Source organism: Nocardia sp. NPDC057353, from assembly GCF_042667085.1.
GTDB lineage: Bacteria > Actinomycetota > Actinomycetes > Mycobacteriales > Mycobacteriaceae > Nocardia.
In genome coordinates this window covers 12,824-31,159 of sequence record NZ_JBHVAK010000071.1, presented here as the reverse complement: position 1 = coordinate 31,159, position 18,336 = coordinate 12,824, and the positions used below count along the sequence as shown (strand labels likewise).

The 18,336-nt window shown below is 72.3% G+C and carries 25 protein-coding genes; 11 read left to right on the top strand and 14 right to left on the bottom strand.

Annotated elements, in window-relative coordinates; genetic code table 11:
• Positions 1 to 23: 23 nt before the first annotated feature.
• The 3 genes from ACFUUZ_RS27560 to ACFUUZ_RS27550 form a co-directional block, all read right to left on the bottom strand.
• Positions 24 to 197: a CsbD family protein gene (locus ACFUUZ_RS27560; RefSeq protein WP_378701171.1), complete on the bottom strand. Its 174-nt coding sequence runs from the start codon at positions 195 to 197 to the stop codon at positions 24 to 26.
• 8 nt (positions 198 to 205) lie between these two features.
• Positions 206 to 361, bottom strand: a complete 156-nt coding sequence (locus ACFUUZ_RS27555; RefSeq protein WP_357020540.1) for a hypothetical protein — start codon at positions 359 to 361, stop codon at positions 206 to 208.
• Between the two features lie 69 nt (positions 362 to 430).
• Positions 431 to 865, bottom strand: a complete 435-nt coding sequence (locus tag ACFUUZ_RS27550) for a hypothetical protein (RefSeq protein WP_378701169.1) — start codon at positions 863 to 865, stop codon at positions 431 to 433.
• 139 nt (positions 866 to 1,004) lie between these two features.
• On the opposite strand from ACFUUZ_RS27550, the gene ACFUUZ_RS27545 reads away from it, so the two are divergent.
• From ACFUUZ_RS27545 to ACFUUZ_RS27510, 8 genes are all read left to right on the top strand, one after another.
• A complete protein-coding gene (locus tag ACFUUZ_RS27545) occupies positions 1,005 to 1,469 on the top strand; it encodes a MarR family winged helix-turn-helix transcriptional regulator (RefSeq protein ID WP_378701167.1) in 465 nt (154 codons plus the stop codon).
• On the top strand, positions 1,466 to 1,846 hold the full coding sequence (locus tag ACFUUZ_RS27540) for a DUF5313 family protein (RefSeq protein ID WP_378701165.1): 381 nt from the start codon (positions 1,466 to 1,468) through the stop codon (positions 1,844 to 1,846). Before ACFUUZ_RS27545 ends, ACFUUZ_RS27540 begins: the two co-directional genes overlap by 4 nt.
• A 70-nt stretch (positions 1,847 to 1,916) precedes the next feature.
• A complete protein-coding gene (locus ACFUUZ_RS27535) occupies positions 1,917 to 2,588 on the top strand; it encodes a phosphate uptake regulator PhoU (RefSeq protein WP_378701163.1) in 672 nt (223 codons plus the stop codon).
• Between the two features lie 189 nt (positions 2,589 to 2,777).
• A complete protein-coding gene (locus ACFUUZ_RS27530; protein WP_378701161.1) occupies positions 2,778 to 3,515 on the top strand; it encodes an HNH endonuclease family protein in 738 nt (245 codons plus the stop codon).
• Entirely contained in the window at positions 3,488 to 4,051 is a 564-nt protein-coding gene (locus ACFUUZ_RS27525; protein ID WP_378701159.1) for a hypothetical protein, read from the top strand. Before ACFUUZ_RS27530 ends, ACFUUZ_RS27525 begins: the two co-directional genes overlap by 28 nt.
• Before the next feature lie 54 nt (positions 4,052 to 4,105).
• The gene (locus tag ACFUUZ_RS27520) at positions 4,106 to 4,981 is read left to right on the top strand and encodes an oxidoreductase (protein WP_378701157.1); all 876 of its coding nucleotides are present in this window, start codon (positions 4,106 to 4,108) and stop codon (positions 4,979 to 4,981) included.
• Positions 4,982 to 5,030: 49 nt separating this feature from the next.
• A complete protein-coding gene (locus ACFUUZ_RS27515; RefSeq protein WP_378701155.1) occupies positions 5,031 to 5,432 on the top strand; it encodes a transcriptional regulator in 402 nt (133 codons plus the stop codon).
• Complete coding sequence (locus ACFUUZ_RS27510) at positions 5,429 to 5,791, top strand: DUF3817 domain-containing protein (protein WP_378701153.1); 363 nt, start codon at positions 5,429 to 5,431, stop codon at positions 5,789 to 5,791. Before ACFUUZ_RS27515 ends, ACFUUZ_RS27510 begins: the two co-directional genes overlap by 4 nt.
• Before the next feature lie 52 nt (positions 5,792 to 5,843).
• On the opposite strand, the gene rdgB is transcribed toward ACFUUZ_RS27510, so the two are convergent.
• The 10 genes from rdgB to clpS all read right to left on the bottom strand — a co-directional run bounded on the left by rdgB (position 5,844) and on the right by clpS (position 12,553).
• Entirely contained in the window at positions 5,844 to 6,452 is a 609-nt protein-coding gene (rdgB, locus tag ACFUUZ_RS27505) for an RdgB/HAM1 family non-canonical purine NTP pyrophosphatase (protein WP_378701152.1), read from the bottom strand.
• Positions 6,453 to 6,454: 2 nt separating this feature from the next.
• Complete coding sequence (gene rph, locus ACFUUZ_RS27500; RefSeq protein ID WP_378701150.1) at positions 6,455 to 7,228, bottom strand: ribonuclease PH; 774 nt, start codon at positions 7,226 to 7,228, stop codon at positions 6,455 to 6,457.
• Between the two features lie 44 nt (positions 7,229 to 7,272).
• Positions 7,273 to 8,037, bottom strand: coding sequence for a cyclic nucleotide-degrading phosphodiesterase (locus tag ACFUUZ_RS27495; RefSeq protein WP_378701149.1), 765 nt, complete (start codon positions 8,035 to 8,037; stop codon positions 7,273 to 7,275).
• A 71-nt stretch (positions 8,038 to 8,108) separates the two neighbouring features.
• Positions 8,109 to 8,777 (bottom strand): rhomboid family intramembrane serine protease, encoded by a 669-nt coding sequence (locus ACFUUZ_RS27490; RefSeq protein ID WP_378701148.1) that lies wholly within the window; start codon positions 8,775 to 8,777, stop codon positions 8,109 to 8,111.
• A 42-nt stretch (positions 8,778 to 8,819) separates the two neighbouring features.
• Positions 8,820 to 9,782, bottom strand: coding sequence for a PLP-dependent cysteine synthase family protein (locus ACFUUZ_RS27485; RefSeq protein WP_378701147.1), 963 nt, complete (start codon positions 9,780 to 9,782; stop codon positions 8,820 to 8,822).
• Between the two features lie 4 nt (positions 9,783 to 9,786).
• Entirely contained in the window at positions 9,787 to 10,065 is a 279-nt protein-coding gene (locus tag ACFUUZ_RS27480) for a MoaD/ThiS family protein (protein WP_357020500.1), read from the bottom strand.
• A gap of 24 nt (positions 10,066 to 10,089) precedes the next feature.
• A complete protein-coding gene (locus ACFUUZ_RS27475) occupies positions 10,090 to 10,503 on the bottom strand; it encodes a Mov34/MPN/PAD-1 family protein (protein WP_378701146.1) in 414 nt (137 codons plus the stop codon).
• Positions 10,504 to 10,584: 81 nt separating this feature from the next.
• On the bottom strand, positions 10,585 to 11,613 hold the full coding sequence (locus tag ACFUUZ_RS27470; RefSeq protein ID WP_378701145.1) for a P1 family peptidase: 1,029 nt from the start codon (positions 11,611 to 11,613) through the stop codon (positions 10,585 to 10,587).
• Entirely contained in the window at positions 11,610 to 12,179 is a 570-nt protein-coding gene (locus tag ACFUUZ_RS27465; protein WP_378701143.1) for a DUF2017 domain-containing protein, read from the bottom strand. The genes ACFUUZ_RS27470 and ACFUUZ_RS27465 overlap by 4 nt, the downstream gene beginning before the upstream one ends.
• Before the next feature lie 20 nt (positions 12,180 to 12,199).
• Positions 12,200 to 12,553 carry an ATP-dependent Clp protease adapter ClpS gene (gene clpS, locus ACFUUZ_RS27460; RefSeq protein ID WP_378617204.1) on the bottom strand — a complete coding sequence of 118 codons (354 nt, stop codon included), beginning with the start codon at positions 12,551 to 12,553 and terminating at the stop codon, positions 12,200 to 12,202.
• A 155-nt stretch (positions 12,554 to 12,708) separates the two neighbouring features.
• Between clpS and ACFUUZ_RS27455 the strand changes: the two genes are divergently transcribed.
• From ACFUUZ_RS27455 to ACFUUZ_RS27445, 3 genes are all read left to right on the top strand, one after another.
• A complete protein-coding gene (locus tag ACFUUZ_RS27455; protein ID WP_378701141.1) occupies positions 12,709 to 14,022 on the top strand; it encodes a nicotinate phosphoribosyltransferase in 1,314 nt (437 codons plus the stop codon).
• Positions 14,023 to 14,026: 4 nt separating this feature from the next.
• Positions 14,027 to 14,593, top strand: a complete 567-nt coding sequence (locus ACFUUZ_RS27450; RefSeq protein WP_378701139.1) for a nicotinamidase — start codon at positions 14,027 to 14,029, stop codon at positions 14,591 to 14,593.
• Between the two features lie 167 nt (positions 14,594 to 14,760).
• On the top strand, positions 14,761 to 16,803 hold the full coding sequence (locus tag ACFUUZ_RS27445; RefSeq protein WP_378701137.1) for an ATP-dependent DNA helicase: 2,043 nt from the start codon (positions 14,761 to 14,763) through the stop codon (positions 16,801 to 16,803).
• Here the strand turns inward: ACFUUZ_RS27445 and ACFUUZ_RS27440 are convergent, their stop codons facing one another.
• A complete protein-coding gene (locus ACFUUZ_RS27440) occupies positions 16,804 to 18,294 on the bottom strand; it encodes an NCS2 family permease (protein WP_378701135.1) in 1,491 nt (496 codons plus the stop codon).
• Positions 18,295 to 18,336: the final 42 nt, after the last annotated feature.

Here is an 18,336-nt window from a genome sequence, read left to right as displayed (position 1 = left end):
CACCCGCCCCGTTTCGAGGTGGTTCAGCGACGGAACGCGTCCCGCACGGCCGAGGCCGCGCGCTTCAGGTTGCCGGTCGCCTGGTCCTTGCGCCCCGACGCCTCCAGCCGGCGATTGCCGACCGCGCGTCCGAGCACCTTCTTGGCGCTGCCACGGGCGGCTTCCACCCGGTGGGCAACTCGATCCTCGAGAGCCATGACAGCGGTTAGAAGTAGTGCCTGCGGCCGCCGACCGGGCGGCCGAGCGAGCCGGCGAGCAGCAGCACGGCGCCGACGAGCAGCACCACGATACCGGCGGTGGTCAGCAGCGGGATGCCGAGCAGCCAGCCGACGAGGAGGAGAATCAGACCGAGAACAATCATTTTCCTGTCCTTACTTTTCCTGCGTGGGTGAGGGGTTGAGTGGACGCGAGTCGCAGCGCTCGCGGCCGGTTACTTGCTCGCGGTGGCCGCGCCGGACCGGTTCATGAACCGGTTCCAGCTCCACGAGGGTTTCTGCGCGGGCGCGGACTGCGCCTGCGTGGTGGTGGCGGCGGGCGCCGCCACCGGGACCGAAGGCTGGGTGGCCGCGAGGTCCTTGCGGGCCGCGGCGACCTCCTTGCGGGACTGCCGTAGCTCGCGGCGAGCCAGCATCGCGCGCCTGCTGGCGAACCAGGAGCCGCCGACCACCAGCACGAAGCCGAACATCCCCAGGGCGCCGAGCACGATGCCGTCGAAGAACAGCAGCCCGCTCGACCCGGAGAAGTGGTAGTCGAAGACCGTGAAATCACTGGCCAGGTAATGGTTCTCGCCCGTATTGGCCACGGTCCCGGCGACGCCGACGATCACGGCGGCGACCAGGACGAGCAGCCCGATGAGAATGATCATGACACTTCCTGCTGGTGTCGAGTTTTCCTACAGCCCAGCTATTCCCGGCTTTTCGAGCATCAAACTGCGCTAATTTCACTTCTATGACTTCGTACACAAACAGTTCGTGCCCTAACTATTCGCGCGCTATACTCGCAGCATGACCGCTGTCGACGACCCGCTCCGCCTGGACCGCCAGGTGTGCTTCGCGCTCGCGGTGGCCAACCGCTCGGTGCTCGCGGTGTACCGGCCGCTGCTGGAGCCGCTGGGGCTGACCCATCCGCAGTACCTGGTGATGCTGGCGCTCTGGGGCGAGGCGCCGATGTCGGTGAAGGCGATTGCCGAAGCGCTGCAGCTCGATTCGGCCACGCTCTCGCCGCTGCTCAAGCGGCTGGCGGCCGCGGGGCTGATCAGCAGGGGCCGGGATCCGCGCGACGAGCGCTCCCTGGTGATCGACCTGACCGCCGCGGGCCGCGAGCTGCGCACCCGCGCCGAGCAGATCCCGCCCGCCGTCGTGCGCAGGCTCGGCGTGAGCCTCGCCGACCTCGAAGAGCTGCACGCCGTCCTGACCCGGGTGAACGCCGCCGCGCTCGGCACCACCCGCCCCCGTGAGGAGCACGCATGACCCGCGAACCCCGCCGCCCCGGCCCGATCCGCTGGATCGGCTACGCCTTCGGCCGCCGCCTCCCCGACTCCATGCAGGACTGGGTGCGCCGCGACCTCACCGGCAAGCACGCCGCCGCCAGGCACGTGCTGCGCGGCCTCGTTCCGTTCACCCCCCTTTTCGCCGCCTTCCTCCTCTTCCCCGGCGAACTCTGGCTGCGCGGCGCCATGGTGTTGCTCGCCGTGCTGCTCGCCCTCTTCTATACGGTCGCCTTCATGCCGATGAACCGGGCGCACCGGCTGGCCAAGCACGGTTTGCCGCAGGATCTGCGGAATCCGGAGCAGGCGCGCAGGCGGGATGCCGACCGCGCCAGATACGAAGCCCGCTACGGCAGCTGACGCGCGGAGCGCGAACGCCACGCCAACGACGATCGCCCGCACCCGGAGCGCATGCGCGAGAATCCACCCCGTGCGAACCCAGTTCACCCGCGAGCTCACCGCGCTGACCGACGACCTGACGCAGATGTGCCTGCTCGCCCACGACGCCGCCGAGCGCGTGACGACCGCGCTCGCCGACGCCGACCTCGCCGCCACCTACGAGGTCTTCGCGCTCGACGAGCGGCTCCAGAAGATGTACGCCGCCTGCGAGGCACGCACCGTCGTGCTGCTCGCGCTGCAGGCGCCGGTCGCCCGCGACCTCAGGCACGTGGTGACCGCCATCCAGATCGCCGGTGAGCTCTCCCGGATCGGCAGGCTCACCAGCTGGGTCGCCGACCAGGTCTACGCCGCGCACCCGGGCCACGTCGCCGCGGGCCGGGTCGCCGAGGTGATCGGCGCCATGGGCGGGCTCGCCACCGCGCGCACCGCCGTCGCGGTCGAGGGGGTGGCGGGCGGGCGGCCGGGCACCGGCCACGCCGCCGCCGTCGTCGAGATGGCGCGGCTGCACGCGCGGTTGCGGACCGCGCTGGCGGAGGACTCCGCCGACCGGCCGCTCGACGCCGCCGTCGACCTCGCGCTGCTCGGTCACCACCTGGAGCGCTGCGTCGACCACACCGGCCGGATCGACCGACTGCTCCGCTTCCTGGAGACCGGGGTGCCGCCGACCGCGCAGGAGGAGGAGGCCGACGCGCCGACCGGCTGAGCCGGTTGCCCCGAATTCACCCCCGCTCCACCCGATTTCACGCCGTAAACCGCGGTGTGCGGTAGCTCATATGCGACAATCGCAGGAGTTCACCGCGACACCGAGTACGGTGGCGCGGTTCGTGGTCCGACTCCGGGTTCGGTGGGTATTGTGGTGAATTCGTCTGCTCTCCGGCGCGGTGCGCGCCGGGTGTTTGCTGTTGTCGTTCCGCTGCTGGTGGTGGCCGGGGTGGCGACCGGCTGCACCGCGACCGAGCAGCCAGGCACGCCGGGCCGGGGCCCGGTCTCCTCGGCCGGTGTCGACGGCGCCGACGCCAACGCGCTGCTCGGGCAGTTGAAGGTCGCGCCGGAGGCCCCGATGACCGGGTACGACCGGGACAAGTTCCCGCACTGGGACACCGCCCCCGTCGACCACGGCTTCGGCCCGGAGTTCAGCCAGTACGCGAAGTGCACCACCCGCGACGTCATGATGCTGCGCGACGCCACCGGCCCGGTCACGCTCGACCCCAAGACCTGCAAGCTCGCCATCGGCAAGGACGGCGGGTGGCAGGACCACTACGGCGTCGTCGACCGCAAGACCGGGAAGCTGAAGCCGTACGCCTTCATCACCGATCCTGCCAAGGTGGACGCCGAGCACATCGTGCCGCTCGCCGAGGCGTGGCGCTCCGGCGCGGGCGGGCTCGACCTGGAGACCAGGCGCGCAATCGCCAACGACGCAGGCAATCTCGCGGCCTCCGACCCCACCGCCAACCGCTCCAAGGGCGACCAGGACGTCTCCAGTTACCTGCCGCCCGGCGAGTTCCGCTGCACCTACGTGGTTCACTACCTGCAGATCAAGGTAAAGTACGGCCTCACCGTCGACGGCGCGGAGCAGGCCGCGCTGCGCACCGCGATCGACGATTGCGTCAGCCGAGGAGGGTTCGCATAACCGAGATCGTCGCACTGGAGAGCAGGGCCGCCGTCCTCACCGAGGAGGAGGGGACGGTCTCGGGTGAACTCGACCTCTCGCTCGACGAGGCCGGGCACGGGCTGGTCCGCTACCGCGGGACCGAGAAGTGGTACCGGATCGGGAACCTCGACGCCGAGCCGCCCTGCACCTGGGTCGATCTCGCCGCGCTGGTGAGCGCGGTGCAGGCGTCGCTCGGCGAGCGCGATTTCGCAGGCAACGTGATCCCCTTCGAAGCGCCCGCCGCAGGCCCGGACTATCCGGTCGGCGCACCCTCGTCTCCCGACGGTGGTCCGGATGCGGCCGCAGCGGCGGCCCCGGCCCCCGCCGACGAAGCGGCGCCCGCACCGGACACGAGCGCGGCAGCGCCCGCAGGCGGGGAAGCCGCTCCCGCCGGGGGCGAGACGCAGGCACCGCCCGCGGCGGGTAAGGGCGCGTCTCCGTTCGCCGGAGCGACGGGCAAGGGCTCGGTGACCTCCGACGAGCCAGGGAAACCCGCCGCGGACGAGCAGAACTGACTTCCGGCCGGGGTCCGGGCACTCCGTCCGGCGAAGTGTGCCAAGGTGGGCGCCATGGCGTGGAAACCCTCACAGATCCCGGACCAGACCGGTCGCACCTACGTGATCACCGGAGCCAACGGCGGCATCGGCGCCGAGGCCACGAAGGCGCTGGCCGCCAAGGGCGCCTCGGTGATCATGGCCTGTCGCAGCGCGGACAAGGCGAAGCAGGTCGCCGAGAAGATCGACGGCGACGTCCGGGTGGCGGCGCTCGACCTGGCCGACCTCGCCTCGGTGCGCGGCTTCGCCGAGTCCACCGGCGACTTCGACGTGCTGATCAACAATGCCGGGCTGATGAACATCCCGTTCTCCCGCACCACGGACGGCTTCGAGACCCAGTTCGGCGTGAACCACCTCGGCCACTTCGCGCTCACCACCCTGCTGCTGCCCAAGATCCGGGACCGGGTGGTCACCGTCTCCAGCGTCGCGCACAAGCAGGCGAACAGGCTCGCGGTCGACGACCTGAACTACGAGAACCGCCGCTACCAGCGCGGCGCCGCCTACTCGCAGGCCAAGCTGGCGAACCTGATGTTCGCCCGCGAGCTGCAGCGCAGGCTGGCGGCGAACGGCTCGCCGGTGCGCTCCTACGGCGTGCACCCCGGCGTCTCGGCCACCGAGCTCTTCACCCGCACCGAGACCCCGCTGGACCTGGTGAGCAAGCCGTTCATCCGGCTGGTCGGCCACTCGCCGCGGCACGCGGCGGAGTCGACGCTCTACGCCGCCACCGAGCGGGACGCCGACCCGAACACCTACTGGGGCCCGACCTGGCTGTTCCAGTCCCGCGGCCCGGTCGGCCCGTGCCCGTCCACCCGGCTCTCCCGCAACGCGGAGCTGCAGCGCAGGCTCTGGGAGGAGTCCGAGCGGCTGACCGGGATCACCGCCGCGCTCTGACCGGGAGCTGCCCTACGTCGGCTGTAGTAGAAGCGGGTACCGTGGGGGCGTGCCCGCTTCACCCCCGCCGAACCGTCCGGCGCACAGCCGCCCGGCCCTGATCGCCCTCGTGGTCGTGGCGGCGCTCGCCTGCATGGCGCTCGGCTGGTGGCAGTGGGAGCGGTTCGAGTCGTCGAGCGGCACCGGGCAGAACCTCGGGTACGCGCTGCAGTGGCCGCTCTTCGCCGGGTTCGTGGTCTTCGCGTACTTCCGGTTCGTGCGGCTGGAGCGCGCGGACGAGGAGGACGCCGATGACGTGCCGTCCCGGCAGGCTCCGGCGCGCGAGATCCCGGCGGGCATCCTGCCGGAGCGGCCCGCCGCCGCCAGGGACGACGACCCGGAGCTCGCCGCCTACAACAGCTACCTCGCCGAGCTGAACCGCCCGGCCACCCCCGACAGGAGCGCCGGTTGACCACCAGCGAGAACCCCGCCGAGACCCGTCCCGCGAAGCGGACCGCCGACACCGGAAAGATCGCGGGCGCGCTGCTCCGCTACCGCGTGCTCGCCTGGATCACCGGGCTCTGGCTGCTACTGCTCACCGGGGAGATGATCGCCAAGTACGGGTTCGGGGCCAACCCGCCGAGCTGGATCGCCATGGTCCACGGCTGGGCCTACTTCGTCTACCTGCTGCTCACCGCGGACCTCGCCGTCAAGGTGCGGTGGCCACTGGGCCGCACCATCGGGACGCTGCTCGCGGGCACCGTCCCGCTGCTCTCGTTCTTCGTCGAACACCGCAATGCTGCGCAGGTGAAAAGGGATTTCGGGATCTGATCCCCCTGGCAGGATCAGCGCTGCCGCTGATCGGGAGCGGAGGAAGCCCGCGCTACTCGGCCAGTGCGGCCAGGGCGGGGAGCAGCTGCTGCAGGGCGCGGCCGCGGTGCGAGACGGCGTCCTTCTCGGTGGGGGTGAGCTGGGCGGCGGAGCGCCCGTCGCCCTCCGGGACGAAGAGCGGGTCGTAGCCGAAACCGTACTCGCCCTGCGGCTCCCGGGCGACGCGCCCCGGCCACTCCCCGCGGACCACGGTCTCCGCGCCGTCCGGCGTCACCAGCGCGCAGGTGGAGACGAACCGCGCACCGCGCCGCTCGTCCGGCACGTCCCGCAGCTGCCCGAGCAGCAGCGCGTTGTTGGCGGCGTCGTCCCCGTGCCCGCCGGACCAGCGCGCGGAGAGCACACCGGGCATCCCGTTCAGCGCATCCACCTCGATGCCGGAATCGTCGGCGACGCACGGCAAGCCGGTAGCAGCGGCGCCGTCCCGCGCCTTGGCCAGCGCGTTCTCCTCGAAGGTCGCGCCGGTCTCCGGCGCCTCCCGGTACTCGGGCACGTCGGCGAGCCCGACGATCTCGACCCCGGCGACCCCGGCCTCGTCCAAAATCCGGCGCAGCTCGGTCAGCTTCTTGGCATTGCGGCTGGCGAGCAGCACCCTGCGGGCCACAGCTACCTCCGCTTCCCGGTCTCGGCGCGGGTGGGCAGCGTGCCGGGGTAGGGCTTGGCCAGCGCCTCCTTCTGCACCACGAACAGCTGCTCGCAGCCTGCCAGCGCGGAGTCGAGCAGCTTGTCCAGGGTGGAGCGCGGGAAGGTGGCGCCCTCGCCGGTGCCCTGGATCTCGACCAGGGTGCCGGTGTCGGTGGCGACCACGTTCATGTCCACCTCGGCGCGCGAATCCTCCTCGTACGGCAGGTCCAGCCGGACCCGGCCGTCCACCACGCCGACGCTCACCGCGGCGATGCCGCAGGAGATGGGCTGCGGGTCGGCGAGCGCGCCCGCCGCGCCGAGGTAGGTCACCGCGTCGGCCAGCGCGACGTAGGCACCGGTGATCGCGGCGGTGCGGGTGCCGCCGTCGGCCTGCAGCACGTCGCAGTCGACGGCGATGGTGTTCTCCCCGATCGCGGCGAGGTCGATGCAGGCGCGCAGCGAGCGCCCGACCAGCCTGCTGATCTCCTGGGTGCGGCCGCCGACCCGGCCCTTGACCGACTCCCGGCCGCTGCGGGTGTGCGTGGCCGCGGGCAGCATGGCGTACTCCGCGGTGAGCCAGCCGAGGCCGCTGTCCCGGCGCCAGCCCGGCACCCCCTCGGTGACGCTCGCGGTGCACAGCACCCGGGTCTGGCCGAACTCGACCAGCACCGATCCCGCTGGATGCGTGGTGAATCCGCGGGTGATCCTGACCTCGCGGAGCTCGTCGTCCGCCCTGCCGTCCACTCGTCTCGACACGGGGGCCAGCCTAACCGCACCCGGCGCGGCGCCGGGCGGCGGTGCTACAGATCGAAGGTCTCCCCCGGCGCCACCGCGTGCACCGGACCGCTGAACTGCGACTTCGCCTCGGCGATCACGTCCTCCCGCGAGGTCCACGGCGGAATGTGCGTGAGCAGCAGCTCCTTCACCCCGGCGCGGGCCGCGATCAGCCCGGCCTCGTGGCCGGAGAGGTGGATGCCGGGCGGCCGGTTCGCCGGGTCGTGCGTCCAGGATGCCTCGGACATCAGCACGTCGGCGCCTTCGGCCAACTCGAAGACCGCGTCGCAGACCGCGGTGTCGCCGGTGTAGACGAAGACCCGGCCCTCCGCGGTGGTGATCCGCAGCCCGTAGGACTCCGGCGGGTGGTACATCCGGCGCGCCGAAATCGTGTGCCCAGGCCCGAACTCGACGGCCTCACCCTCCTGCCAGGCGCGCAGGTCGATGACGTCGGACCAGTCGTCGGTCTCGCCGCCGACCTCGGCCGAGGCATTGCCGATCCGCAGCGCGGAGTCCGACGGCCCGCGCACGATGGCGCGGCCGACCGGCGGCGTCGGGTGGTAGCGGCGCCAGACCAGCAGGCCGGGCAGGTCGAGGCAGTGGTCGGCGTGCAGGTGCGTCAGGAAGATGTCGACCGCACCGGGATCGGCGTACTTCTGCAGCGCGCCGAGCACGCCGGGACCGAAATCGATGACCGTCGGCGTCATGTCCGGGCCGGTCAGCAGATACCCCGACGCTGGGGAGTCCGGGCCGGACACGCTGCCCGAGCACCCGAGGACGGTAAGGCGCATGCCCACATGCTGCCACGACGATTCACCGGTCACGAAGGGATCCCCCAAATTCTCACGGGCGTGCGACGTGGTCACCGGGGGTGTGCCAGGGGCCGGGGTTCCGGCCCGCGTCGGCGACGACGTTCGTCTCCGGAGAGTACCCAGCCCGCGACCAGGCCACCCACGGCCCCGAACAGGTGGCCCTGCCAGGAGATCATCGGCTGGCCGGGCAGCACGCCCCAGAGCAGCGAGCCGTAGATCGCGAAGACCACCAGCCCGACCACGATCTGGGTGGGGTTGCGGGCGAACCAGCCGCGCGAGATGAGGAAGGTGAGCCAGCCGAAGACCAGCGACGAGGCGCCGACGTGCACCGTGCCGACGCCACCGGCGAGCCAGGTGCCGACGCCCGCGATCAGCCAGATCAAGGCGGTCGCGGCCAATCCGCGGCCGATGCCGGAGAGCAGGGTGAGGAAGCCGAGGATCAGCACGGGCAGGGTGTTGCCCATCAGGTGGTCCCAGGTGTCGTGCAGCACCGGCGCCCACAGCACGCCCCAGAGCCCGTCGGGGTCGCGCGGCCGGATGCCCTCGCTCTGCAGGTCGACGCCCTGCAGGCTGTCCACGCCCTCGATGCCGTACAGCAGCGCGACGAAGCCGAGCATCAGCGCGGCCGCCTGGGCCCACAGCTTCCCGATCATCGCCGCGGCGCGGGAGCGGACCGGTGGGTTGTTCGGCGGATATCCCGAACCAGGACCGACGACCATGGAACCTCCTGCGCTAGCCCGTGGCATCGAGCGTACCGGGGCTCAGGCCCAGAGCTGCCCCTCCAGCCGTTCTTCGGCCTCCTCCAGCGTGCCGTCGTAGGCCCCGGTGGAGAGGTACTTCCAGCCGCCGTCGCAGACCACGAAGGCGATGTCCGCGCGCTTGCCCGCCTTCTGCACCTTGCGCGCGACGCCGAGCGCCGCGTGCAGGATGGCCCCGGTGGAGATGCCGGCGAAGATGCCCTCCTCCAGCACCAGCTCCCTGGTCCGCCGCACCGCGTCGAAGGGGCCGACGGAGAACCGGCTGGTGAGCACGGTCTCGTCGTACAGCTCGGGGATGAACCCCTCGTCGATGTTGCGCAGCCCGTAGACCAGCTCGCCGTACCGCGGCTCGGCCGCGACGATCTCGATGCCCGGCACGTGCTCGCGCAGGTAGCGCCCGGTGCCCATGAGCGTGCCGGTGGTGCCGAGCCCGGCCACGAAGTGCGTGATCTCGGGCAGGTCGGCCAGGATCTCCGGGCCGGTGGTCTCGTAGTGCGCGAGCGCGTTGGCCGGGTTGCCGTACTGGTAGAGCATGACCCAGTCCGGGTTGGCCGCGGCGATCTCCTTGGCCTTGGCCACCGCCTGGTTGGAGCCGCCCGCCGCGGGCGAGCCGATGATCTCGGCGCCGAACATGGTGAGCAGCTGCCTGCGCTCCACCGAGGTGTTCTCCGGCATGACGCAGACCAGCCGGTACCCCTTCAGCTTCGCCGCCATGGCCAGCGAGATGCCGGTGTTGCCGCTGGTCGGCTCCAGGATGGTGCAGCCGGGGGTGAGCCTGCCGTCCGCCTCGGCCTGCTCGATCATGCGCAGCGCCGGGCGGTCCTTGATCGAGCCGGTCGGGTTGCGGTCCTCCAGCTTCGCCCACAGCCGCACCGGCTGCTCGCCCTCCCACTGCGGCGAGAGGGTGCGGAGCCCGACCAGCGGGGTGTCGCCGAGCGTCGCGATCAGCGATTCGTACCGTGCCACCGGATCAGCGCGCGCCGCCGGCCACGGCCGGGAGGATCGTCACGCTGCCGCCCGCAGGCACCTCGGCCTCGAGCCCGCCCGCGAAGCGCACGTCCTCGTCGTCGACGTAGATGTTGACGTAGCGGTTCAGCTTGCCGTCGGTGAGCAGCCGCTCGGACAGCCCCGGGTGGTTCGCCTCCAGGTCCGCGATGAGCGCGGCGAGCGTGGCGCCCTCGGCCTGCACGCGCTTCTCACCGCCGGTGAGGTTGCGCAGGATGGTCGGGATGGACACGGTGACCGGCATGGGTTCTCCTCGGGTTGAACGGGTTCAGTAGCGGTCGACGACCCGCACCGGCTCCTCGGTGACCTCGCCGTCGATGATGCGGTAGCTGCGCAGCTCGTGCTGCTCCGGATCGCGGGTGGAGATCAGCACGTAGTGCGCGTTCGGCTCGGCGGCGTAGGAGATGTCGGTGCGGCTCGGGTACGCCTCGGTGGCGGTGTGCGAGTGGTAGATGACCACCGGCTCCTCGTCGGCGTCGTCCATGGCCCGCCAGACCTTCAGCTGCTCGCCGGAGTCGAACCGGTAGAAGGTGGGCGAACGCTCGGCGTTGACCATGGCGACGAAGCGCTCCGGGCGGTCCGAGCCCTCCGGCCCGGCCAGCACCCCGCACGCCTCGTCCGGGTGGTCGGCGCGGGCGTGCGCCACCATCGCCTCGACGAGGTCGGCCCTGATCACCAGCACGACGACAACCCTTCCCGCGACAACGCACTCGACAACGAGCCAGCTTATTCGGCTATTCCCGGCCCGACCCGGCCACCCCGATCAGCCGCCGAAGAGCTCGCCGTACGAGGGGATTCCGGCGATCGGACGGGCCGAGACGACCGCGTCGACGATGGCCCGCTCCACGCAGACCGCGGCGGCGGTGCAGATCGCGTCGAGCAGCCCGAGGTCCGGCGGGAAGGCGGGCGGCGGCAGCGGGCCGGGCGGCGGCGCGGCGGTGCCGGTGGCGAGCGCGAAGAAGGTGTCACCGTCCAGCGGCGAGTGCGCCGGGCGGACCGCCCTGGCCAGGCCGTCGTGCGCGGTCATCGCGACCCGGCGGCAGCCCGCCTTGTCCAGCGCGGCGTCGGTGGCGACCACGCCGATGGTGGTGTTGAGCGCGGTGCCCTTCACCGGCAGCGCATTGGCCGCGGCGAGCTGTTCGGGGGTCGGGGTGCGCAGCCCGAGCGCAGCGGCGCCGTCGGTGCCCGCGCCCCACAGCAGCCCGGTGCGCGGGTCGAAGACCGACCCCACCGGGTTCGCCACCACCAGCGTCGCCACCGTGACACCGATGTCGAGCAGCACCGACGCGGTGCCGACGCCGCCCTTGAGCGCGCCCGCGCGCGCCCCGACCCCGGCGCCGACGCTGCCGCGCTCGAACTCCCGGCTCGCGGCTCGAGCGGCGCGGTAACCGAATTCGGCGGTCGGGCGGATGCCCCAGTCGCCGACCGGCAGGTCGAAGATGACCGCGGCCGGCACGATCGGCACCACCCTGGTCGGGTCGAGCGGGTCCAGCGGGATGCCGTCGCCCGCCTCCTCGCAGAACCGCATCACGCCGTCGGCGGCGGCCAGCCCGTAGGCGCTGCCGCCGCTGAGCAGCACGGCATCGACCCGGCGGACCGAGTTGGCCGGGTCGAGCAGGTCGGTCTCCCTGGTGCCTGGCCCGCCGCCGCGGACGTCGACCGCGGCCACCGCGCCGCCGGGTACCCGGACCACCGTGCAGCCGGTGGCGGCGCCGGAGCCGAGCGTGGCATGCGGGTCGAGTTCGTGGTGGTGCCCGACGAGCACCCCCGGCACGTCGGTGAGCCCGGTCACGGCGCGAGCGCCGACAGCAGCGAGTCCTGCATCCAGGTGAGCCAGTGGTAGACGTCGAGGTGCGGGGCGCGCGGGTCGCCCGGCTCCAGCTCCTCGGGGGTGTCGGCGTCGATCTCCAGCACCGTGCCGAGCGCCAGCCGGACGTCGTTGAGCGCGGTCAGCCAGGCATCGGCCTGCTCCGGCGAGAGCGTCACCTTGCCGCCGTCGGCGGGCACCGTGCGCAGCACCACCGCGCCCGCCGCGACCTTGGCCTCGATGATGTCGGGCTCGTGCAGGCTGCGCAGCGCGCTGTTCAGCCCGGCGCGGTCGGCGTCGGGCGAGCTCGGCTCGTTGCGGTGGAAGTCGGGCAGCAGCCGGAGCAGCTGCGGGTCGGTGGGCGGCGCCGAGTTACCGGTCCGCATCCCGGTGAGCGCGGCGAGTTCGTCGTCAGGGCCGGAGTTCGCGCGCTCGGTGAGCAGCCCGCACACCGCCCCCACCAGCGAGCGCAGGACCGCGGCCTCCCTGCCGTCCATCTCGGAACGCAGTTTCAGGCCGCCCAGCGAATTCTTCCGGCTCCACTTACGCACGATGCCTACGGTAGCCGCAGTCACTCGTCGCGCTGCATGGTCGCCCACAGCCCGGCGGCGTGCAGCCGCTGGACGTCGTGCTCCATCTTGTCCCTCGGGCCGGAGGTCACCACGGCCTTGCCCTCGTTGTGCACCTGCAGCATGAGCTCGGTCGCCTTGGCTTTGCTGTAGCCGAAGAGCTTCTGGAAGATGTAGGTGACGTAGTGCATGAGGTTCACCGGGTCGTCCCACACCACGGTGACCCAGGGCCGGTCGACGGCCTCCAGGATCTCGCTGTGCTCGATGGCTTCGGGCGTCGCCGACGGTGTCGCGTGCGCGACGACGGCAACGGCCGCCGCGAGATCGCCTGCATCGACTCGGTCGAACTGGGCCATGCGTCCAGGGTACGACGGCAGGCGGAGAACACAACCATCCGCGGTGTCCGAATCACGGCCTTTCCGGGCCCGCGGCCGCCGTTCCGGCCCGATCCGGCGCCCGCGGGCCTATCATGCTCCCCGATCCGCGGCCGCCCGCTGTCTAGAGTGGCCACGTGGAGACCATCGACGGGCGGGCGAGCACCGCGCTGCTGACCGACCAGTACGAGCTGACCATGCTCGCCGCCGCGCTCGCCGACGGCTCGGCGCACCGGCGCTGCACCTTCGAGGTATTCGCCAGGAGATTGCCGAACGGCAGGCGGTACGGCGTGGTCGCGGGTACCGGGCGGATGCTGGAGGCGCTCACCCGGTTCCGCTTCGGCCAGGACGAGCTCGAGGTCGCGGCCCGCTTCCTGGACGCGCGGACGCTGGAGTGGTTGCGCGAGTACCGCTTCGGCGGCGATATCGACGGCTACGCCGAGGGCGAGCTGTACTTCCCGAACTCCCCGGTGCTCTCCGTGCGCGGCAGCTTCGCCGAGTGCGTGATCCTGGAGACGCTGATCCTCTCCATCTACAACCACGACTGCGCCATCGCCTCCGCCGCCGCCCGCATGGTGAGCGCGGCGGCCGGGCGCCGGATGATCGAGATGGGCTCGCGCCGCACCCACGAGCTCGCCGCCCCGGCCAGTTCGCGCGCCGCCTACCTGGCCGGGTTCGACGCCACCTCCAATCTGGAGGCGGTCCGGCGCTACGGCGTCCCCGGCGCAGGCACCAGCGCGCACGCCTTCACCCTGCTGCACAGCGGCAGCGACGGCGCGCACGAGGCGGAGGCGTTCCGCAGCCAGGTGGCCGCGCTCGGCGTCGGCACGACGCTGCTGGTCGACACCTTCGACATCACCCAGGGCGTCGCCACCGCCGTCGAGGTGGCGGGCCCCGAGCTGGGCGGCGTCCGGATCGACTCCGGCGACCTCGGGGTGCTGGCCGGGCAGGTGCGCGCCCAGCTGGACGGCCTCGGCGCCACCCGGACCAGGATCGTGGTCTCCGGCGACCTGGACGAGTACGCCATCGCCGCGCTGCGCGCCGAGCCGGTCGACGTCTACGGCGTCGGCACGTCGCTGGTCGTCGGCTCCGGCGCGCCCACCGCGGGCATGGTCTACAAACTGGTCGAGGTGGACGGGGTTCCGGTCGCCAAGCGGAGCAGCCACAAGGAGTCGCGCGGGGGGACCAAGGGTGCCGTCCGGCTGGCCAGGGCCAGCGGCACCATCGTCGAGGAGGTCGTCTTCCCCGCCGGTTCCACACCCGCGACCGGCGAGTTCACCGCGCGCGAGCTGCACGTGCCGCTGGTGCGCGGCGGCGAGGTCACGCCGGAGCAGCCGAGCCTGGCCGAGAGCCGGGACCTGGTGGCGCGCGGGCTGGTCAGCCTGCCGTGGGAGGGGCTCAAGCTCTCCGCGGGCGAACCGGCGGTGCCGACCACCTTCGCGGCAGAATAGAACCATGACGCGTGCGTTGATCGTGGTGGATGTGCAGAACGATTTCTGCGAGGGCGGGTCGCTCGCGGTGACCGGTGGGGCCGCGGTGGCCGGGCGGATCAGCGATTACCTACTGAACGCGGAGTACGCGGCGGTGGTGGCGACGCGGGATCACCACATCGATCCCGGTGACCACTTCTCCGAGACTCCGGACTACGTGGACAGCTGGCCGCCGCACTGCCGGGTCGGTACCCCCGGCGCCGACTTCCACCCGAACTTCAGCACCGACGCCGTGGACGAGGTCTTCAGCAAGGGCGAGTACGCCGCCGCCTACTCCGGTTTCGAGGGCGCGGCCGAGGACGGCTCCTCGCTGGCGGAGTGGCTGCGGGCGCGCGACATCGACGCCGTCGACGTGGTCGGCATCGCCACCGACCACTGCGTCCGCGCGACCGCGCTGGACGCCCGCGAAGCCGGGTTCGAAACGCGAGTGCTGCTCGCGCTCACCGCCGGGGTCGCGCCGGAGACCACCACCGCCGCCATGGAGCGCATGCGCGCCGCAGGCGTCCAGTTCGACGGCGAACTGGGCCACTGACGCCGTAGGGCGAGCGTCGGCAGGACGCCCGCCCTCGAGCAGCCGCCCGCAGCGCGCGCCGCGTCGGCCGCACCGCGGCACCGCCGCATCCTTACGCGGCACCGCCGCAGCCTCGCGGCACCGCGCCTGCGCCGAGCGTGTCGGCGCACCGCAGTAGGCTGCTGCGCGTGCCCGAACTGCCGCCGGTCCCGGAACTCCTCTCCACCGCCGTCCGCGCGCTCGGCGGCACCGAGCGGACCGGGCAGGTCACCATGGCCTCGGCGGTCGCGCACGCCATCGACACCGGCGAGCACCTCGCGGTCCAGGCGGGCACCGGCACCGGAAAGTCGCTGGCCTACCTGGTGCCCGGCCTGCGGCACGCGGTCCGCACCGGCCGCACCGTCGTGGTCTCCACCGCCACCATCGCGCTGCAGCGCCAGCTGGTCGACCGCGACCTGCCGCGCCTCGCCGACGCGCTGGGGAAGCCGCTCGGCCGCACCGCCCGCTTCGCGATCCTCAAGGGCCGCAACAACTACCTGTGCCTGAACAAGATGAACAGCGCCGTCCCGGAGGAGCCCGGCGACGCCGAGCTCTTCGACGCCTTCGCCATCTCCCGGCTCGGCCGCGAGGTGCAGCGCCTCACCACCTGGTCGTCGGAGACCGAGACCGGTGACCGGGACGAGCTCGCCCCCGGCGTGAGCGACCGCGCCTGGCGGCAGGTCAGCGTCTCCTCCCGGGAGTGCCTCGGCAAGTCCCGCTGCCCCTTCGGCCAGGACTGCTTCGCCGAGAAGGCGCGCGCCGAGTCCGCGCAGTCCGACGTGGTCGTCACCAACCACGCGCTGCTCGCCATCGACGCCATCAGCGGCATCCAGATCCTGCCCGAGCACGATGTGGTGATCATCGACGAGGCGCACGAGCTCGTCGACCGGGTCACCGGCGTCGCCACCGCCGAGCTGGCCCCCGCCACCGTCACCGCCGCCGCCAAGCGCTGCGCCAAGCTCGTCGACGAGCGGGAGCTGGACCGGCTGGAGGAGGCGGGCGAGGCCTGGCACGAGGTGCTGGACGAGCTGCCCGCCGCCCGCTGGGAGCGGCTGCCGGAGAGCGCGGCCCCGGTCCTCGCGCTGATCCGGGACGCCGCCTGGAATGTGCGCACCGCGCTCTCCCCGCCCGGCGGCACCACGCAGCAGGGCAGCGACCCGGAGGCCGCCGCCGCGCGCAACCAGGCGCTGGTCGCGGTCGAGGAGGTGCACGACAGCGCGGTGCGCGCGCTCTCCGCCTTCGACGAGCCCGACCCGGCCGCCCGCAAGGACGTCATCTGGCTCTCCGCCGACGAGATCCGCGGGACCGCGCGGCGCACGCTGCGGATGGCGCCGCTCGCCGTCGGCGGGCTGCTGCGCAGCAGGCTCTTCGGGGCCTCCACCGTCATCCTCACCTCGGCGACGCTGCAGATCGGCGGCTCCTTCGACGGCCTCGCGATCACCTGGGGGCTGCCCGCCCAGTCCGCCAACCGGCCGGACACCGGCACCGCGAACGGCGCGCAGGCCCCGGCCGACGCCGAGACCGTGCGCTGGTCGTCGCTGGACGTCGGCTCGCCGTTCGACCACGCCCGCTCCGGCATCCTCTACGTCGCCAAGCACCTGCCTCCGCCCGGCCGGGACGGCATGCCCCCCGCCGTGCTGGACGAGATCGAGCGGCTCATCCGCGCCGCGGGCGGCCGCACGCTCGGCCTCTTCTCCTCCATGCGCGCGGCCCGCGCCGCCACCGAGGCCATGCGCGAGCGGCTCGACACCCCCGTGCTGTGCCAGGGCGACGACGCCACCGGTGCGCTGGTCAAGGCCTTCGCCGAGGACGCCGCGACCTCGCTCTTCGGCACGCTCTCGCTCTGGCAGGGCGTCGACGTGCCAGGCCCCTCGCTGAGCCTGGTCCTGCTGGACCGCATCCCCTTCCCCCGCCCGGACGACCCGCTGCTCACCGCGCGGCAGCGGGCGGTCGAGTCGCGCGGCGGCAACGGCTTCATGACCGTCGCCGCGAACCACGCCGCCCTGCTGCTCGCCCAGGGCACCGGCCGCCTGCTGCGCAGCGTCGACGACCGCGGCGTCATCGCCATCCTGGACTCCAGGATTGCCACGGCCCGCTACGGCGGCTACCTCCGGGCCTCGCTGCCGCCCTACTGGGAGACGGCCGACCCGGAGGTGGTGGCCAAGGCGCTGGGCAGGCTCACCGCCTCCTGACTACTCGGCCAGGAAGAAGAAGTAGCCGAGGAAGACCAGCATCAGCACCCACATGACCGGGTGCACGTCCCGGATCCGGCCGCGCGCCACCATGACGATCGGGTAGAAGAGCATGCCCATGGCGAGGCCGTTGGCGATCGAGTAGCTCATCGGCATCAGCGCGATCGTGAGGAACGCCGGGATGGCGTACTCCAGGTTCCCCCACTCGATCTCGCCGAGCGAGCGCGCCATCAGCACGCCGACCACGATCAGCGCGGGCGCCGTGACCTCCCCGGCCGAGGCCACCACCGCGAAGATCGGGTAGCAGAACATGGCGAGCAGGAACCAGCCCGCCGTGGTCACCGCGGTCAGCCCGGTCCGGCCGCCCGCGGAGACGCCCGCGGTGGACTCCACGTACGCCGTCGTGGTCGAGGTGCCGATGACGGCGCCCGCCGCGGTGCCGACCGAATCGGCGGCGAAGGCGCTGGCCGCGCGCGGCAGCCTGCCCCGCTCGTCCAGCAGCCCGGCCTGCTTGGCCACGCCGATCAGGGTGCCGGAGGCGTCGAAGAAGTCGACGAAGAGCATGGTCAGCACCACGACGATCATCTGCTGGGTGAAGGCGTCCGGCAGGTGCGTGATCGCCTGGCCGAAGGTCTGGTCCAGGCCGCGGGGCAGCGCCGCGACGCCCTTCGGCAGCTCCACCAGGCCGGTGACCATGCCGAGCACCGTGGTCGAGACGATGCCGATGAGCACCGCACCGTGTTTGCCGAGCACCAGGAAGACCACGGTCACGACCAACCCGAAGAGCGCGAGCAGGGCCGGGCCCGCGGTCAGGTCGCCGAGCTTGACGAAGGTGGCCTCGCTGGCGACGACGAAGCCCGCGTTCTTCAGCCCGATGAAGGCGATGAACAGCCCGATCCCCGCGCCGACCGCGAGCTTCAGCTGCATCGGGATGGAGTCCAGGATGCGCTCGCGGACCTTGGTCACCGCGAGCACGAAGAAGATGATGCCGGAGAGCAGGGTGCCGGAGAGCGCGGTCTGCCACGGGATGCCCATGCTCTGCACCACCGTGAAGGCGAAGAACGCGTTCAGCCCCATGCCGGGGGCGAGCGCGATCGGGTACCGCGCCCACAACCCCATGACCAGGGTGCCGAAGACGGCGGCGACCGCCGTGGCGGTGAAGACCGCCTGGGTCGGGATGCCGAGCGGGCCGAGCGGGCCCTCGTCGCCGAGGATCGACGGGTTCACCGCCAGGATGTAGGACATGGCGAGGAAGGTGACGGTGCCCGCCATGATCTCGCGCCGGTAGGTGGAGCCGAGCGCCGTGACCTGGAAGTAGGAGTCGAGCCACCCCCTCGGAGCCGCGGGTGCGGGGGCCGCGGGCGGCGGCGCGGGTTCGTCGCCGGTCCAGCCGAGGCCCGGTTCCGCCGCCTCCGGACCGGCCCCGGCAGGACCCGGGTCCCCCGGAACCCCCGGCTCCGGATCGTGCCGATTCTCGGAATCGCTACCCATGGGACTCTCCGTCCTCGTGACATCAGCTCCTGCGTTTGTACC

What these genes read in the sequence shown, in the direction of transcription:
- ACFUUZ_RS27440 (WP_378701135.1), bottom strand. Translation starts at nt 18,294, where the DNA reads ATGGGTAGCGATTCCGAGAATCGGCACGATCCGGAGCCGGGGGTTCCG.
- ACFUUZ_RS27560 (WP_378701171.1), bottom strand. Translation starts at nt 197, where the DNA reads ATGGCTCTCGAGGATCGAGTTGCCCACCGGGTGGAAGCCGCCCGTGGC.
- ACFUUZ_RS27480 (WP_357020500.1), bottom strand. Translation starts at nt 10,065, where the DNA reads ATGCCGGTCACCGTGTCCATCCCGACCATCCTGCGCAACCTCACCGGC.
- ACFUUZ_RS27520 (WP_378701157.1), top strand. Translation starts at nt 4,106, where the DNA reads ATGGCGTGGAAACCCTCACAGATCCCGGACCAGACCGGTCGCACCTAC.
- ACFUUZ_RS27450 (WP_378701139.1), top strand. Translation starts at nt 14,027, where the DNA reads ATGACGCGTGCGTTGATCGTGGTGGATGTGCAGAACGATTTCTGCGAG.
- ACFUUZ_RS27495 (WP_378701149.1), bottom strand. Translation starts at nt 8,037, where the DNA reads ATGCGCCTTACCGTCCTCGGGTGCTCGGGCAGCGTGTCCGGCCCGGAC.
- ACFUUZ_RS27555 (WP_357020540.1), bottom strand. Translation starts at nt 361, where the DNA reads ATGATTGTTCTCGGTCTGATTCTCCTCCTCGTCGGCTGGCTGCTCGGC.
- ACFUUZ_RS27545 (WP_378701167.1), top strand. Translation starts at nt 1,005, where the DNA reads ATGACCGCTGTCGACGACCCGCTCCGCCTGGACCGCCAGGTGTGCTTC.
- clpS (WP_378617204.1), bottom strand. Translation starts at nt 12,553, where the DNA reads ATGGCCCAGTTCGACCGAGTCGATGCAGGCGATCTCGCGGCGGCCGTT.
- ACFUUZ_RS27550 (WP_378701169.1), bottom strand. Translation starts at nt 865, where the DNA reads ATGATCATTCTCATCGGGCTGCTCGTCCTGGTCGCCGCCGTGATCGTC.
- ACFUUZ_RS27490 (WP_378701148.1), bottom strand. Translation starts at nt 8,777, where the DNA reads ATGGTCGTCGGTCCTGGTTCGGGATATCCGCCGAACAACCCACCGGTC.
- ACFUUZ_RS27540 (WP_378701165.1), top strand. Translation starts at nt 1,466, where the DNA reads ATGACCCGCGAACCCCGCCGCCCCGGCCCGATCCGCTGGATCGGCTAC.